The organism is Glaesserella australis (assembly GCF_003260095.1).
Taxonomy (GTDB): Bacteria; Pseudomonadota; Gammaproteobacteria; order Enterobacterales; family Pasteurellaceae; genus Glaesserella; species Glaesserella australis.
Genome location: NZ_PTPX01000020.1, coordinates 59,344 through 75,411 on the forward strand (window position 1 = coordinate 59,344; position 16,068 = coordinate 75,411).

The window sequence follows — 16,068 nt, forward strand, 5'->3', positions numbered from 1 at the left end:
ACTCCTAAACTTTCGCTTCCCACCACACTCTAATCCCTTCGATCATCGTGTAGTAACCTTTCCATCTACCTAAATCTTCGCTATGCCCTTGGGCATACCAGTTTGCTTTTCTTGACTCAATTAACGCTCTTGCCACCCCCTCATTACCTGCAATATCCACTTTGATTCGTGGTTTAATCTTCGTAAAATCAATCATCAACACCGTAAACCCTAACGCATTGATATGCCCAATCGCCTTTTGCGTTTGACGTAAATACTTCACCGCCATCTGATTTGCTCTATTAATTGTGCGTGCCATCTCACACCACCTTTTCTTTTCCCAACTTCACAACGATCACCCGTTGCCCTTTATTTCTTCGGTGATAGCTCGGCGTTGACCACTTTCGCACCGTTTTTGCTGTCACCCCTAACTTGATTGCTAACTCTTCGGCTGTACCGTCAGCCACATTCTCTTCGCCACGATACGCCGCATAGATCTGACGGTATCTCATTTGCCACCTAGCTAATTAACATCTTGGCGTAACGCTCAACCAACTCCGCACTAATTGCCGTGCCACTAATCTCACTTGACCGCACCACACCACGCATCAGTTTGCTTAATCGGCGAGCATTACCCCGACACGCCTTTAACAGCGGTGCATTAAACTCATCCGTGCCTAAAGCAGACTCCGCCAATAACGCCAAATCATCATCAGGCAGGGCATTACCCAAATCACAGGCAAACGCCACTCGGCTGTAAAGCTGGGCAAGCTCATTATTTTTACCTTTAAGATTGACGATTAAGCGGGGCATACCTGCCAACACCACGCCAATCCCCGTCAAGTCGTGGATACGGCGTACAAACTCAAGAGAGCGAGTGGAAAGCAACTCCGCTTCATCAATCATCAATAACCGCTCAGAGCCTTTTAACTTACTCACAATGCCATCAAGAACATCATTGTTATTACCCCGTGCATTTGCTCCAACTGCTTCTGCAACCTTGCGAAGTAACACTTTAGGCGAACAACTAGGATCGATTTCAAGCAAAATCGCCGAGCTGTTTTCACGGGCGTACTGCTTCATCATCTGCGTTTTACCCAAGCCAGCCGCACCAAAAATCACATTAATTTCGCCTTCAACGTGTGCAAATTGCATTACTTCCATTCCCCGTCGTGCCGCCAACGTTGGCACAAATTTAGCGTTATACTTAGCTTCCACCACTTTCGCCTTATGGCGTTCAAGTAGCTCATCTACTTTGCGGTCAAGGCTCTCTGTATCACCTTGATATTTACCGTTTAAATACTGGCTCACCGCAGCAACGGACACCCCAAACGCATTTGCCACTTGTTTTTGCCCTAGCCCTTGGGCTTTCATAAATTCATTAAGCTGTTGGTTTTTCATCGTTTAGCCTCCTACTGCTAACTTTTTTTCGTACTCATCTCTATCTGCCTGTGTAAAAAAGATCGGCACAGGCTCTTTTTTCGGTTTTTTGGTTGCCAATAAGCTAAAATCAGGCTTATGTTCAATCGTCACCACAGGGGTTAACTCTGCGTGAATGTCTGCAAGTTGTTGCTCTTTCAAACTTGCTCGACGTTTATGTCTTGCTTTACGTTGCTGTTCAACCATCGCAACAGGGAAGGCTTCTTTGGTATTACCATTCCAAACTGCATCGCAAACAAACCTACCTTCTTTGGTTCGCACCTGAATACTTTCAGCGTTGTGAATATCAATCCCAATCACTAACTCTTCACCGTCAAAATCCAACAACTTGAGATTAAAGTAGTTATTGCTATTCCAACTAATCCACCCCCGTTGCGGTATGCGGATAAATTCTGGGCGACTCATATCCCGTAATTCAATCTCGGTCAGCATCACCACATCTTCATCATGTAATAACTGCTGATATTTATTCGCAGGCGTACTCCTAATTTCAGAGTGCACATGCTCGTTGTTGTACCAATCGACCGCTTGTTGCACCACATCAAGCAACTGTTGCCAGCTGGGTAACTTTCCCTGCGCCTTTTTCTGTATCGGGGTCAGCTCAGAGCCTTTGGCATTAGCCAGTGAATTAACCCCATACAACACTTTGCGAACCGTTTCAGGATCTGCCCCTGAACCGTAGTAAGTCTCAAATTGACGAGCAATAAACAAACCTAAGGTTTTATTTAATCGCTCAATAATCCCACGCCCTTGCGGATTTCCTGCGATACCTGTCTCATGACGGATACCTAAGCGGGGCAACATCCCTGTAATTTCTGCATCTAAAAATTTATTCTTCTCACCGCCACCATTATCTGAGTAATAAATAGCGGGGACACCGTGAGTAGAAATGGCGTGTCGTAATGCATCAGCCACCGCAAAGGCGTTTTCTGCGAGAGCCATAGACCAGCCAACCACCTTGCGACCTGCCCCATCAATAATCAGCGTTAATTCAGGGGTAAATGGCTTCCCATGTATCGGATGAGCCACTTTTAACTTCATCGCATGACCGTCGCCAATCCATACATCATTAGCACGCAATGCCGACCAATCTCTTTTCACATAACTCAACAACGTTTTGTAATGTGAGCCAGTCCGTCTGCCATACTCTTTTACATATAAAGGCAACTTCGCCATCGCACGTTGCACCTTACTCAAACTCGGCAATGCACCTAAAAGGGTAGGATTTTCGCTATATCGCTCAACCCATTCCGTCTCAAAAGCCCGATAAGCTTCCGATAAACAAATGCCATTTTTTTGACGATAAACACCTAAAAAAGACGTCAGCCACCAAATTTCTTCAGGTTTCACTTCCTGTCTTACCTGCGGAGCAAGGAGCTTCAAACGTTGCTCAGCATTTTCAGCCTTACAATAATCAATGACCCATTGATTGAGCGTTCTGACTGATAATGTTCTGCTTGCAGATTTTTTTGCGTTCGCAATATCAACCAGCTGGTTTAAGTGCGAAGGCAAATTCCCTTCTTTTGCAAGATTGCACAAATAAGTCACCGCTTTAATCCGACTCATAGAGCCTTCAAGCTCAAGCACATACTGGATAAGTACCATTCTTGCATCAGCAATCTCACGCTGTTTGGTGGTCAAGTTCGCCAAATCCACATCGGCTTTCACCGCAGGTAATTTTTTCGGCTTACTTTCCACCACCGCCACCGCAAAACGTGAGCGGATTTCGGTTTGGACGGCTTCGGGCATTGAGATGAGTTCGTACTCTAAGCCACCACCTTTACTTTTACGTTTTTGTGCTATCCAGTTTTCCCTTTTAGCTTTTTCTAAAACGTTTTTATGAGCACTTGGCAGACTAGATAACTTAAAACTTAATAGTTCTGCGACTGAATAGTGCGTTTTTAAACTTAATTCACTCATAAACGTTCCTTTAATCTATCTTTTACGTTAAAGATCATTTATGATTAAAACTTATTAGTTAAAATCGGTCGTTTATTACGTTCTATGCGTTCTGCATTGCGACCTGCCCATATCACTTCAGGGGCAACACCAATCGCATTTGCGATTAGGCGTTCCATTTTGGGATAAGGCTTATCTAGTGCAGATTTAAGGGTGTTGTAACTCACGTTCCCTTCTGTTGCTAAAGAACGAAGTGTCCAACCGTTTTTGCGAAGTCCCGCCAGAATATCGGCTCGATGCCAATCACTCTGAGCGGTTTTTTTAACGTCGCTAAATACACTCATTTGATACACTCCTTTTTATCTATCTGATGTGTGTATTTAACCGTAAAACTTTAAATAAATTAACCGTAAAACATAATATTTTTTAAAATATTTTTGCTTTATTCATATTTTATTTATAAATCAATGGTTTAGCTATATGTTTTACGAGTAAAACTTAAATATCGGAAACGTAAAAGATGAGTAAACCAAACATTTACGATGAAAAGTTTTCAGAAAGAATGAAAATGATTGCTGAAAAATGTTTTAAGAGTAATTACAGTGAATTTTCTAGAGCTGTTGGAGTTGCTCAGGCATCATTAGCTCGTTGGGTAAAAGGTGAAGCGGATCCTTCTCGCTCAAATTTAGTGAAAATAGCTGAAGTATCGAATGTAAATCTTTTGTGGCTTGCCACAGGGCAAGGGCAGAGAGATGAAACAAGTGAAGAAACGCCTGCAAGTAACACCATACGGGAAAAGCTAAAAGATAACATTTCAATGATTATCAGCTATGAAGGCATTAATGTATCAGCAGGCTTTGGCAGTTTTAACGAAGGCACAACCGAGCCTGATGGGGAAGAGCCTTATTCAGATGAACTCTTGGCACGTTTAGGCGTAAAAGCCCACCATTGCGCCGTATTTTGGGCAAATGGCAACTCAATGAGCCCAACCATAGAAAGTGGCGACCAAATGCTTGTAGATTTAAGTAAAAAGGAAATTCAAGGCAACAAAATCTATCTAGTACAAAATGGCGAAAGTGTGTGGGTTAAGCGTGTAAAAATAGAGTGGGATAGCGTAGAGCTAATTAGCGACAACAAAGAAGAATACCGCCCAATCAGAATATCAGCAGATGAAGCCCAGAACCTGCAAATTATCGGGCAAGTGGTTCATATCGGACACAGCCTAATTTAAAAATTTAAAATGGGTTTTAAAATTTCTTAAACCCATTTTAAAAACCGATCAAACTTGCCCAAACCTATGCAAAAAATATTGCAAAAACTGCCCATTTTCAACCATTTTTGCCCATTTTACTTTTTGCATAACTCCCCCCAACAAAAAATGCGGTAAGCCCCATCACACAAAGCCCCACCGCATTTTTTCAGCCCAAATTTTTTTCTTTCTTCCTATGCAAAAATAGTCAGTACCCCACAATTACCGACCGTGTGATTGTAATGCGTGAGGGCAGAATGACAGGAATGTTGGAAACCAAGAAAACCAACCAAGAAGAGATTATGCAATATGCCACTGGCGTAAAAAATATGTTCAAAAACGAATATAAAAACTAAGGAGCTTTAAAATGAGTGATAAATATAAAGATCTGCTTCGCAAAATGGCGGCATTGGCAGGGTTAATTCTATTAGTTATCTTCTTCAGCGTAACGAATGAATTTTTCTTCACTTCTAACAACATTATGACCGTTGGCTTACAAACATCGACCATTGCCTTAATCGGTATCGGTGCAACTTGCGTAATCCTAACAGGCGGTATCGACTTAAGTACAGGTTCGGTCGTTGCTCTATCAGGTGTTGCTGCAGCAATGATTGTTAATGCAGGTGTGCCAGTGCCACTCGGTATGGTGTTAGGGATTTTAGTGGGTGGTGCTTGTGGTTTAGTAAACGGCATTTTAGTTACCCAAATGAAACTCCCACCGTTTATCGCAACACTCGGTATGATGATGGTGGCGCGTGGCTTGGCTCTTTATGTCACTAACGCTGCTCCAGTATCAGGTATGCCTGAAAGCTTTGCTGCATTAGGTAACGGTGCCTTATTTAAAATTGTAGAAGAAGGTCCAAATGGTTTACCGAAAGTGGTCTTTGCAGGTATTCCATACCCTGTGATTATCATGATCTTCATTACTGTATTATTCACCTTCGCTTTAACTAAACTCAAAGTTGGTCGTTATATCTACGCTATCGGCTCAAATGAAGAAGCCGCACGCTTATCAGGTATCAAAACCAACGTGGTCAAAATTTATGCTTATGTTGCCAGTGGTTTACTCTCTGGTTTAACAGGCGTAATTCTTGCTTCTCGCTTAGTCACTGCACAGCCAAACGGCGGTGTAGCGTATGAGTTAGATGCAATCGCAAGTGCAGTAGTCGGGGGAACATCGTTGATGGGCGGTGTCGGTACCATCCCTGGCACATTAATCGGGTCATTCATTATCGGTGTACTCCGTAATGGTTTGAATATGAATGGCGTATCATCGTTTGTGCAAATGATTGTTATCGGTTTGGTGATTATCGTAGCCGTATCTTTAGACCAGCTACGTCAATCTAAAAAACTCGGTAAAAAATAAACTCTAGAGGAGATTTAACTATGAAAAAATTAGCAATCGTAACCGCAACTGTATTAGGTTTATCAACCCTTTTCGCAGGTTCAGCGTGGGCAAAATCAGACGAAATCGCAGTCATCGTAAAATCGGCAAACTCAACTTTCTGGCAAAACGTGCGTAAAGGTGCGGAAACAGCAGGAACAGATTTAGGCGGTAAATACAAAGTGACTTTCCAAGGTCCTGAAGCAGAAACCGCGATTGACGCACAGGTGAATATGGTGGACAACGCCGTAAACCGTGGTGTAGCAGGTATCGTGCTTGCAGCATCTGACCCGAAAGCCCTTGTTCCAGCGGTGAAAAAAGCCTATGAAGCAGGTATTCCAGTAGTATTAATCGACTCAGGCTTAGACAGTGATGGTAAATACTATCAATCATTCCTTGCAACTGATAACCGTGCCGCAGGTAAATTAGCCGCTGAAAAATTACTGGCTAAAGTAAAAGGCGGTAAAGTAGCAGTAATGTCATTCACGCAAGGTGCAGCTTCTGCGATTGAACGTACTGGCGGCTTTATTGATGAAGTCAAAGCAAAAGCAGACTACAAAATTGTCGGTCCATACTACTCAAATTCAGAAATGGTAACGGCATTAAACCAAACTGAAGACGTATTAGGTTCTAACCCAGATATCGCAGCAATCTTCGGTGCAAACGAACCAACTGCGGTTGGTATGGCTCGTGCCGTGAAACAAAAAGGCTTCGCAGGTAAAATCGTTGCAGTCGGCTTTGATGGTAACTCAGACCTTCAAAACTTCGTTCGTGACGGAACTTTAGACGGTATCGTAGTGCAATCTTCATACCAAATGGGTTACAAAGGTGTAGATACTATCGGCAAAATCATCAAAGGTGAAAAAGTCGAAAAAGTTATCGATACCGGTGTAGTTTACGTCACTAAAGAAAACATCGATTCTGAAGAAGCGAAAGCGGTTCTTTACTAGGTTCTTAATTGTCAAATTTTGACGTGTAGGGGTGGGGTTTATCCCCACCCACTAAATGTGGGTATTATTTCGGGCGGGGATAAACCCCGCCCCTACGATGATAACCAAACAATACCGAGAGGGATCAAGCGGTATGTTTTTCCTTAAATTTTACGCTTTCACCCTCTCAAATAGAGTGTGATTTTATTTTGTAAATTTAAGAGGAAAACATTATGGCAAATCGTCTTATTCTCAACGAAACCAGCTATCACGGCAAAGGTGCAATTCAACACATTGTTCACGAAGTAAAAAGCCGTAGTTTCACCAAAGCGTTAATCGTTACCGACAAAGATCTCGTTCGTTATAACGTGGTCGCCAAAGTTACCAACTTACTTGACGAAGCAGGCCTACCTTATGAAATTTTTGATGAAGTCAAAGCTAACCCAGCAGTTTGCGTCATCAAAAAGGGGGTAGAAAAATTTAAAGCGTCAGGTGCAGATTATATGATCGCTATCGGTGGTGGTTCACCGATTGATAGTGCCAAAGGTATCGGTATTATCATCAACAACCCTGAATTTAGCGACGTACTTTCTCTTGAGGGCGTTGCACCAACCCACCAAAAATGCGTGCCGATTATTGCCGTACCAACCACCGCAGGCACCGCTGCAGAAGTCACGATCAACTACGTTATCACGGACGAAGAGAAAAAACGTAAATTCGTTTGTGTGGATGTTCACGACGTACCAGCCGTAGCAGTAGTCGATCCTGATATGATGTCATCAATGCCAAAAGGCTTAACAGCGGCAACAGGTATGGATGCACTTACTCACGCAATTGAGGGCTACATTACTAAAGCGGCTTGGGAACTTACCGACGCTCTTCACTTAAAAGCGATTGAAATTATCGCTCGCTCACTGCGTGGTGCGGTAGAAAACGACCCAGCCGGACGTGAGGGAATGGCGTTAGGTCAATATATCGCAGGTATGGGCTTCTCTAACGTGGGCTTAGGCGTGGTTCACAGTATGGCTCACCCACTTTCAGCCTACTACGACACCCCACACGGCATCGCTAATGCGGTATTACTCCCGTATGTGATGGAATTTAACAAAGAATACACCGGCGAAAAATACCGTGAAATCGCTCGTGCAATGGGGGTAAAAGGCGTGGATGCAATGACTCAAGAAGAGTATCGTAATGCGGCAATTAAAGCAGTACAACAACTTTCAACCGATGTTGGTATTCCACCAAAACTTTCTCAAATTGGTGTGAAAGAAGAAGATTTACCTGCACTTTCTATTGATGCGTTAAACGATGTTTGTACAGGAGGCAACCCGCGTGACTGTACTGCAGAAGAACTATTAGAAGTGTATAAAATCGCATTCTAAGTTTATTTGTAAAAAAATTAAAATCTAACCGCTTGTGACTAAACAAGCGGTTTTTTGTTTTATAGATGCCCGACTTTTTTATATTTTAGAAAAATCGGGCATCGTCATTTCTCTAAATAGACTTCCAAGCGGTGAGTTTTGTGATTTATTTCACAAAAAATTAACAAAAATATAAAAAATATTTATCTTTTTCATTTATTGATGAAAAATGAACTAAACCATGTTGGTTTATTCATCAACTCATATAAGGGGAAACTCATGAAGACATTACCAATGTACATCAACGGCGAATTTGTGATTTCAAATAGCGGTAAAACATTCGAAGTGCTCAATCCTGCCACAGAAGAAGTGATTGCGGTAATCACTAAAGGGACTGTTGAAGATGCGCGTACCGCCATTGATGCGGCAGAAGCCGCACAAGATGCTTGGGCGGCATTACCGGCGATTCAACGTGCTGGCTATTTACGTAAAATTGCTGATGGTATTCGTGCACGTTCAGAAGAAATCGCCAAAGTCATCTCTTCTGAAATGGGTAAAGTATTACCGCTTGCGCGTGTAGAAGTGAACTTCACGGCTGATTATATGGATTATATGTCTGAATGGGCTCGCCGTTATGAAGGCGAAATTATCCAAAGCGATCGCCCGAATGAGCATATCTTCCTTTACAAAAAACCAATCGGTGTAACAACAGGGATCTTACCTTGGAACTTCCCGTTCTTCTTAATCGCTCGCAAAATGGCACCAGCATTGGTAACGGGTAACACCATTGTATTAAAACCGAGCGTGGACTCGCCAATCAATGCGGTGCTTTTCTCTGAAGTCGTACACAGTGTTGGCTTACCAAAAGGCGTATTCAACGTGGTTCATGGTTCAGGCTCTGATGTAGGTAACGAATTAGCGGCAAATCCAAAAGTGGGCTTAATTTCCTTAACCGGCAGTGAGCCAGCAGGTCGTAAAGTGATGGAAGCGGCAAGCCAAAATATCACTAAAGTGAACCTTGAATTAGGCGGTAAAGCCCCTGCCATCGTTTTTGCGGATGCGGATTTAGATTTAGCGGCAAATGCGATCGTGGCTTCTCGTGTGATTAACTCAGGACAAGTCTGTAACTGTGCAGAACGTGTTTACGTTCAACGTGAAGTGAAAGATCAATTCATCGCCAAATTGGTTGAACGTATGCAGAAAGTCCGTTCAGGTAACCCATTAGAAGATGAAACCTTAGATATGGGACCAATGGTTAACAAACAAGGGGTCGATCACGCTCAAGCAATGGTTGATGCGGCTGTGAAAGCCGGCGGACGTGTCTTAACTGGCGGTAAAGCAGTGGAAGGAAAAGGCTACTACTTCGAGCCAACGGTAATTGATAATGTGGATAACAGTATGGATATTCTCCGTTCTGAAATCTTTGGTCCAGTAATTCCTGTGGCAACCTTCGACACTACCGATGAAGTCATTGCGTTAGCCAACGACTGCGAATACGGCTTAACATCGTCTGTTTATACCCAAAACATCAACAAAGCGATGAAAATTGTTTCACGCTTAAAATTCGGCGAAACCTACGTTAACCGTGAAAACTTTGAAGCCATGCAAGGTTTCCACGCAGGCTGGCGTAAGTCGGGTATTGGCGGTGCGGACGGTAAACACGGTTTAGAAGAATATCTCCAAACTCACGTGGTTTATCTCCAATATGACGATAAAATCTAATCACACAAGCGGTTAGATTTTACGAAAAATATCTAAATAGGCTTAACTATGATGGTTAAGCCTGTTTTGTTTATAATAAACATATTCTGTGACCATGTTATATGGAGCCTCCTATGCAAAACTCCTCTCTTCTCAAAAAACAAGCTTATATCAATGGCGAATATGTTAATGCAGATAATGGCAAAACCTTTGCGGTCATTAACCCTGCAACCCTTAAAGAGATCTGCCAAGTCGCAGATATAGGGGAAAACGAAGCGAAACAAGCCATTCTTTCAGCAGAAAAAGCTCAAAAGGTATGGGCGAAAGTGCTACCCAAAGAACGAGCCAATATTTTACGCCGTTGGTTTGAGTTGGTTATGCAACATCAAGAAGAATTGGCTCAATTACTGAGTTTAGAGCAGGGTAAACCTATCGCAGAAAGCCGTGGTGAGATTGCCTATGGTGCTAGTTTTATTGAATGGTTTGCGGAAGAAGCAAAACGCATTTATGGTGATATATTGCCATCGGATAAAGCAAATCATCGTTTAATGGTGATCAAACAGCCGATTGGTGTAGTAGCAGCGATTACACCTTGGAATTTCCCCAATGCGATGATTACCCGCAAAGCCGCTCCTGCATTAGCGGCAGGCTGCGCTGTAGTTATCAAACCTGCGGTAGAAACTCCTCTTTCCGCACTTGCTCTAGCAGAACTTGCCCATCAAGCAGGTTTACCGAAGGGCGTATTAAATATTGTTACTAGCAGTGATGCGGTGGCAATAGGTAAAGTCTTTACCGAAAGTACTATTGTTCGTAAGGTAACTTTCACAGGCTCAACACGGGTTGGAAAAATTTTGATGGAACAATCCGCTTGTACGGTGAAAAAACTCGCATTAGAACTGGGCGGCAATGCGCCTGCAATTGTGTTTGACGATGCCGATTTAGAGACAGCTGTAGAGGGTGTATTTGTCTCTAAATTTCGTAATAGCGGGCAAACCTGCGTGTGTACTAATCGCATTTATGTACAAGCGGGTATTTATGAGCAATTTCTTGCAAAATTCCAGCAAAAGATGGCACAAATCAAATTAGGTGGTGCAAATGAACAAGATGTGACGATGGGGCCTTTAATTAGCCAAAATGCTGTGAGCAAAGTGCAACGCCATATTGAAGATGCTATCCAAAAAGGTGCAACTGTTGTGACTGGAGGGGAACCAAGTTCATTAGGAGGAACTTTCTTTGAGCCAACTTTGTTAAGAGATGTAACACAGTCTATGTTAGTTGCTCATGAAGAAACCTTTGCACCACTGGCTCCAATCTTCAAATTTGGAACGGAAGATGAAGTGATTCAAATGGCAAATGATACTGAATTTGGCTTGGCATCTTACCTTTTCACCCAAGATATCAGCCGAATTTGGCGAGTATCTGAAGCCTTAGAATATGGTATGGTTGGGATTAATGAAGGTTTGATTAGCAATGAAATTGCCCCTTTTGGTGGAGTCAAAGAATCGGGTTTAGGCAGAGAAGGCTCTAAATACGGGATTGAAGAGTTTTTAGAGATGAAATATCTCTGTTTGAAGATTTAATTCAACATATAAGCGGTGAGATTTTGCAAAAAATTTGCAAGATCTTACCGCTTGCTGATTTTATGCCTATCTCTCCAACGCCATTGCCAACAACGTAATCGGGTGGAGGCAGGTGAGGTTGGTGGACATATCGATTTGCCATTTGCACGTTTCACATTCGGAAACTACATAGTCGAAACCGCCGTTGTTGATGTGTTGGAACAACGGGTTGCCGATAGCTTGGGAGGTTTCGTAGTTTTCGGATTTGAAGCCGTAAGTCCCTGCGATACCGCAACATTGAGACGGCAACATCACCACTTCAACCCCCGGGATTTGCTTAATCACTTCAAGGGTGTAAGGCGCCCAGCCTGCTTTATCCACGTGGCAAGCGGTGTGATAGGCGATGCGTAATGGCGTATGTTTAAAGGTCGGTTTTTTGCCTTGTCTAAACAGTTCGTAGAGATATTTGGTGACAATGTGGGTATGCGGACGCACAATGGCGTTGTCCATTCCCAAAACGTGATGATATTCGTCACGCAAGTTCATTGTGCAACTTGACGATGTGCCGACCACATCAAGCTCCCGTTTCATCACCACTTTTTCAAGTTCTACAAGGTTGAATTTGGCGAGCTGTTTGGCTCTTTCTGGGAAACCATTGACCGCCAACGGCAAGCCACAACATTTCTCTTTTTCCAACAAGACCACGCCAATATCCATTGCGTTAAACACGTCAATCAGCTCTTTGCCTAATTGTGGGTTGTTGTAGTTCACATAACAGCCGTGATAGTACGCCACTTTCTCTCGGTATAAGGCTTGGCGTTCCTGCTCTTTTTTCATATACCAGTTACGAAACGAGCCAAAAGCGTATTTCGGCAAAGTGCGGTGGCGACTGACGTTGATTGTTTTTTCCAATAAGAAACGGGTCGCTTTTAAGCCTGTGATAGTGTTTACTATCGGGGCTAATGGGGTGTTCATTTTGCCCATTAGGTCGGTATTGCTCAAAATGGCATCACGCAATTTGTGCATTAGCGGTTTGTTTTGGCGATCTAAATGGCGATTTCTCGCTCGCACGATGATGTCGCCGATTTTTACATCGGACGGGCAAGCCACTTCGCACCGCTTGCAGTTGGTGCAGTATTTGAGTGCTTCATCATAAAGTTCAGGGCTTTTTAAGCGTAAACGCTCACCGTCAGGCCCCGATTGTTTTGGGCCGGGATAGCTCGGGTTGTTGCGAGACACTGGGCAAACGGCGGTACAAGCGGTGCATTTGATACAGCTTTCAAAGGACTCATCAAAGCCGTGATGTACCACAGCGGAATGGCTCTGTTGTTGAGCTTGTTCAATTAAACGTTGAATGTTGTTCATTATTTCACCCCACAATTTCATCAGCGACAGCCAACGCCGTCACCACCGCCACGCCCGATCCGCAACCTAATTCAAGGCAGTTAAAACCGCCGATCACATTGCCGATAGCATATAGATTTTGCATAAATTCGCCTGCTTTGCGGACTTGGCATTTGTGGTTGATTGCCACCCCTGCCGATTGATAAGGCTGTGGCGAACTAAAGCGGTTAGCCGTCCACGACAAGCGGTCGGTTTCGCTGAAATTTTTGCAACCGATAATGTCAGCATCAAACACAGGTTCAAAAATGCGATCAAACTCGGCTTTTAAACCGTTGCTAAAATAGCTGCCTGTAGCGAGAACAAAATGGTCGGCGGAAATCGCATTCTCTTGGTGCAGTTGAGTGAAAATCCGTTGCACCTTGCCATTTTCAATCTCCGCTCTTAAGGCACGGTCACCATTTAACATCAAGCCCCCTAAGCGTTCAAAACGGTGGCGGAGCTGTTTGTGCTGGCGAATACCAAGTAGAGACGGCGGTAGGGTCGGCAGTTCAAAAATCGTTGCGTCTAGTGCTTGTTGCAGTTGGTTGAAGAAACTTTGATCGTCTAGTCCAAAGCAAGCAGGCAAGAAGATCGCACTTGCCCCGTTGGACGCAGATTTGATTTCAGCCACAAGATCACGGAAAGCCAGTTTGTGTTCCAACACTTGAGCGATATTGACACTGCGAAACTCTCGGGCGTTGTTGCGTAACTGGTCGAGTTCGGGAATGTTCAAAAAGCCCGTACTTAATTCGCAATGGGCAAACTGCGGATTTTGTTTTAGGTTATCCGCCAACAGTTGCGGTTGGAAATCGTGATAGCCTTCAATACCAAGTATCGCAATGGTTTGATGTGCAAAAGGTTCGCTACCTTGCACGGTCGGCACGCTGTTTGGCGAGAGCCAGCTGTTACGCAAGCCCCCTAACGGCGTTACACGCAAATGGTTTTGAGCCGTTGAACCGATCAAATCTAACTTGAGCGATGTGGCTAACTGTTCAAACTGATGTGCTTTGGCAAGCACTTGAGCCTTGCCGAGTAAGCTGTAAGGGTGTTGTGGCAACTGTTCGGCGAAGCGGTCGTAGGCATTGCAAAAATCTGCCACTAACTCACCGCTTGGTAAACGGCTGAGTAAGTCCATTGAGCCTGACGAAAAGTCTATCGCCGCTTGTCCGTTGTTGATGATCACACAACGTTTACCTTGTTCTTGTAGGGCAACGCCACAGGTTAAGCCTGCAAGACCGCCACCGATAATCACGACATCAAAATTCATTGCTATCTGTCCCCTGTTGAGCTTGCTCGGCAAGCGGTTGCACATCATTTAGACCTAACAAACTGTAGTAGATCCAGCTGGTAAAATCGGCTTCACGCAAGGCATCACCCCACGCTATCGGCTCAATGCCACGCCAACGTTCTTCCATAAAGGAAGCGAGTTGAGTGGTCGATTGACGTGGCGTTGCCACTTCAAAACGGGTCATCAAACCAGCCGCTCGGCAAGCACAGAGTTCCGCTTGGCAAGTCCCCATTCCGACACGGGTACGGCGGCGTAAATCCACTAAGTTATTCACGCTCAATTCGTCCACTGCATAGCGAACTTCGCCTGCGGTAACTGCTTCACATTCACACACCAGTGAGCGATCTAGCCGTTCTTTATCCAGCAGACGAGTAGCACGAGAGCCGTGTCGATAAACGGCGGAGTAGCGAATGGTGCTAGGCAGGGAAATAACTTTGCTGTTGGTTTCTGCTCGGCTTTCGCTTGAGCCAGGTAGGGCTTTTTCAGCGGTAACACAGCGGACGGATTTGTTCAATTTTTTGCAAACGAGATCTGTCGCCCACTCCGCCATTAAGCGATAGGTCATCAACTTACCGCCCGTAATGGTGATAAATCCGTCTAAGCCGTCTCGCTCTTGGTGGTCGAGTAGCACAATACCACGACTGACGTTGCGTCCTGACGGATCATCGTCCGTTGCCACAAGCGGACGCACGCCTGCATAAGCACGCAACACACGAGTATGTCTTAAACTTGGGGCGAGTTTTTCCCCTTCTCTGAACAAAATATCAACTTCTTCAGGGGTAACGACCATATTGTCGATTTGGTCGTAAGGAATACGGCTTGACGTTGTTCCAATAACACTGATCGTGTCACCTGGCACAAGAATATCGGCATCGGCAGGTTTACGGCAACGGTTGATCACCATTTTGTTAATGCGATGACCCATAACCAACAACGCACCTTTGGCTGGGAACATTCGGATTTTGAGATCGGCATATTCCGCAATTCCTTGCCCCCAAATTCCCCCTGCATTTACCACCACATTCGCAAAGAATTGACGTTCCACTTTGTTTTTATGGTCGAAAACGCTCACGCCGATCACTTTTCCGCCTTCACGGATTAAGCCTTTCACTTCGCAATAGGTGAACACTTTCGCCCCGTTTTCTGTGGCATCTAACATATTTGATGCCGTTAAACGAAACGGATCGATAGAACCGTCAGGCACAACCACCGCTCCGACAAGAGCAGGATTGACTGACGGCTCCAACTGCATTGCAAGTTTTGGGTCAATAGCGACCGCTTCAATGCCCGATTCAGTACAGGCTTGAATAAAGGTTTTTTGATAGGCTAAATCATCTTCAGGCAAGGTAATAAACAGCCCTTCTGTTTCATCAATACAGTGTCGAGCAATACGGCGTAAAATTTTATTCTCTTCAATACACTCTGTCGCCGACTCTCGATCATTAACTGCATATCTCGCCCCACTGTGCAACAAGCCGTGATTACGCCCCGTTGCCCCTGTCGCAATATCACGGCGTTCTAGCAAAATACAATCAATGCCACGCAACGCACAATCTCTAGCAATCCCTGCCCCCGTTGCACCGCCACCGATAATAATCACTTCTGCCGTTAAGGGTGAAAAATCCGCCACATTTTTATACATACGAGGTGATATATTCATCGCAACCCCCACAAAAACAAACAAAAAATAAATTAAGTTGTTGTGATTCTATCCCAAACAAACATTTTCAAACAAGAAAATGAGTGAAAAAGAAATTAAATTTGTGATAAGGCTCACATTTATTAAATGTTTCGATCATATTTTGTGAAATAGCTCACAAAATGAAGAAATACGCCTTTTTTCTTTTATGAAAGGCTATATCATTAACAGTGTCTAGGTCTGCTGATGTTATT

Annotated in this window: 14 protein-coding genes; 6 read left to right on the forward strand and 8 right to left on the reverse strand. The window is 44.0% G+C overall.

What is annotated here, in order from left to right; translation table 11 throughout:
- Positions 1-4 precede the first annotated feature (4 nt).
- From C5N92_RS10790 to C5N92_RS10810, 5 genes are read right to left on the reverse strand one after another with little or no spacing between them, the layout of a single operon-like run.
- Positions 5-298: a hypothetical protein gene (locus tag C5N92_RS10790; RefSeq protein WP_035494506.1), complete on the reverse strand. Its 294-nt coding sequence runs from the start codon at positions 296-298 to the stop codon at positions 5-7.
- 1 nt (position 299) lies between these two features.
- Positions 300-491, reverse strand: a complete 192-nt coding sequence (locus C5N92_RS10795; protein WP_005711959.1) for a hypothetical protein — start codon at positions 489-491, stop codon at positions 300-302.
- A gap of 7 nt (positions 492-498) precedes the next feature.
- Entirely contained in the window at positions 499-1,380 is an 882-nt protein-coding gene (locus tag C5N92_RS10800) for an AAA family ATPase (protein WP_111750850.1), read from the reverse strand.
- A gap of 3 nt (positions 1,381-1,383) precedes the next feature.
- Positions 1,384-3,339, reverse strand: coding sequence for a Mu transposase C-terminal domain-containing protein (locus C5N92_RS10805; RefSeq protein WP_111750851.1), 1,956 nt, complete (start codon positions 3,337-3,339; stop codon positions 1,384-1,386).
- Between the two features lie 44 nt (positions 3,340-3,383).
- Positions 3,384-3,662, reverse strand: a complete 279-nt coding sequence (locus C5N92_RS10810) for a helix-turn-helix domain-containing protein (RefSeq protein ID WP_021115413.1) — start codon at positions 3,660-3,662, stop codon at positions 3,384-3,386.
- Positions 3,663-3,838: 176 nt separating this feature from the next.
- Between C5N92_RS10810 and C5N92_RS10815 the strand changes: the two genes are divergently transcribed.
- From C5N92_RS10815 to C5N92_RS10840, 6 genes are all read left to right on the forward strand, one after another.
- Positions 3,839-4,549: a LexA family transcriptional regulator gene (locus C5N92_RS10815; protein WP_111750852.1), complete on the forward strand. Its 711-nt coding sequence runs from the start codon at positions 3,839-3,841 to the stop codon at positions 4,547-4,549.
- A 385-nt stretch (positions 4,550-4,934) separates the two neighbouring features.
- Positions 4,935-5,933: an ABC transporter permease gene (locus C5N92_RS10820; RefSeq protein ID WP_111750853.1), complete on the forward strand. Its 999-nt coding sequence runs from the start codon at positions 4,935-4,937 to the stop codon at positions 5,931-5,933.
- Positions 5,934-5,953: 20 nt separating this feature from the next.
- Positions 5,954-6,901 carry an ABC transporter substrate-binding protein gene (locus tag C5N92_RS10825; RefSeq protein ID WP_111750854.1) on the forward strand — a complete coding sequence of 316 codons (948 nt, stop codon included), beginning with the start codon at positions 5,954-5,956 and terminating at the stop codon, positions 6,899-6,901.
- Between the two features lie 212 nt (positions 6,902-7,113).
- Positions 7,114-8,265 (forward strand): lactaldehyde reductase, encoded by a 1,152-nt coding sequence (gene fucO, locus C5N92_RS10830; RefSeq protein ID WP_111750855.1) that lies wholly within the window; start codon positions 7,114-7,116, stop codon positions 8,263-8,265.
- A gap of 258 nt (positions 8,266-8,523) precedes the next feature.
- Positions 8,524-9,966: an aldehyde dehydrogenase gene (gene aldA, locus C5N92_RS10835; protein WP_111750856.1), complete on the forward strand. Its 1,443-nt coding sequence runs from the start codon at positions 8,524-8,526 to the stop codon at positions 9,964-9,966.
- A gap of 113 nt (positions 9,967-10,079) precedes the next feature.
- Complete coding sequence (locus C5N92_RS10840) at positions 10,080-11,525, forward strand: NAD-dependent succinate-semialdehyde dehydrogenase (protein ID WP_111750857.1); 1,446 nt, start codon at positions 10,080-10,082, stop codon at positions 11,523-11,525.
- A 66-nt stretch (positions 11,526-11,591) separates the two neighbouring features.
- Here the strand turns inward: C5N92_RS10840 and glpC are convergent, their stop codons facing one another.
- From glpC to glpA, 3 genes are read right to left on the reverse strand one after another with little or no spacing between them, the layout of a single operon-like run.
- Positions 11,592-12,869, reverse strand: a complete 1,278-nt coding sequence (gene glpC, locus C5N92_RS10845; protein ID WP_111750858.1) for an anaerobic glycerol-3-phosphate dehydrogenase subunit GlpC — start codon at positions 12,867-12,869, stop codon at positions 11,592-11,594.
- Between the two features lie 4 nt (positions 12,870-12,873).
- A complete protein-coding gene (gene glpB, locus C5N92_RS10850; RefSeq protein WP_111750859.1) occupies positions 12,874-14,154 on the reverse strand; it encodes a glycerol-3-phosphate dehydrogenase subunit GlpB in 1,281 nt (426 codons plus the stop codon).
- Complete coding sequence (gene glpA, locus C5N92_RS10855) at positions 14,144-15,835, reverse strand: anaerobic glycerol-3-phosphate dehydrogenase subunit A (RefSeq protein ID WP_111750860.1); 1,692 nt, start codon at positions 15,833-15,835, stop codon at positions 14,144-14,146. Before glpA ends, glpB begins: the two co-directional genes overlap by 11 nt.
- Positions 15,836-16,068: the final 233 nt, after the last annotated feature.

Excerpts from the sequence above, each read along its gene's own strand:
- C5N92_RS10820 (WP_111750853.1), top strand. The coding sequence starts at position 4,935 with ATGAGTGATAAATATAAAGATCTGCTTCGCAAAATGGCGGCATTGGCA.
- glpA (WP_111750860.1), bottom strand. The coding sequence starts at position 15,835 with ATGAATATATCACCTCGTATGTATAAAAATGTGGCGGATTTTTCACCC.
- C5N92_RS10805 (WP_111750851.1), bottom strand. The coding sequence starts at position 3,339 with ATGAGTGAATTAAGTTTAAAAACGCACTATTCAGTCGCAGAACTATTA.
- C5N92_RS10810 (WP_021115413.1), bottom strand. The coding sequence starts at position 3,662 with ATGAGTGTATTTAGCGACGTTAAAAAAACCGCTCAGAGTGATTGGCAT.
- glpB (WP_111750859.1), bottom strand. The coding sequence starts at position 14,154 with ATGAATTTTGATGTCGTGATTATCGGTGGCGGTCTTGCAGGCTTAACC.
- C5N92_RS10815 (WP_111750852.1), top strand. The coding sequence starts at position 3,839 with ATGAGTAAACCAAACATTTACGATGAAAAGTTTTCAGAAAGAATGAAA.
- aldA (WP_111750856.1), top strand. The coding sequence starts at position 8,524 with ATGAAGACATTACCAATGTACATCAACGGCGAATTTGTGATTTCAAAT.
- C5N92_RS10800 (WP_111750850.1), bottom strand. The coding sequence starts at position 1,380 with ATGAAAAACCAACAGCTTAATGAATTTATGAAAGCCCAAGGGCTAGGG.
- fucO (WP_111750855.1), top strand. The coding sequence starts at position 7,114 with ATGGCAAATCGTCTTATTCTCAACGAAACCAGCTATCACGGCAAAGGT.
- C5N92_RS10840 (WP_111750857.1), top strand. The coding sequence starts at position 10,080 with ATGCAAAACTCCTCTCTTCTCAAAAAACAAGCTTATATCAATGGCGAA.
- C5N92_RS10825 (WP_111750854.1), top strand. The coding sequence starts at position 5,954 with ATGAAAAAATTAGCAATCGTAACCGCAACTGTATTAGGTTTATCAACC.
- C5N92_RS10790 (WP_035494506.1), bottom strand. The coding sequence starts at position 298 with ATGGCACGCACAATTAATAGAGCAAATCAGATGGCGGTGAAGTATTTA.
- glpC (WP_111750858.1), bottom strand. The coding sequence starts at position 12,869 with ATGAACAACATTCAACGTTTAATTGAACAAGCTCAACAACAGAGCCAT.
- C5N92_RS10795 (WP_005711959.1), bottom strand. The coding sequence starts at position 491 with ATGAGATACCGTCAGATCTATGCGGCGTATCGTGGCGAAGAGAATGTG.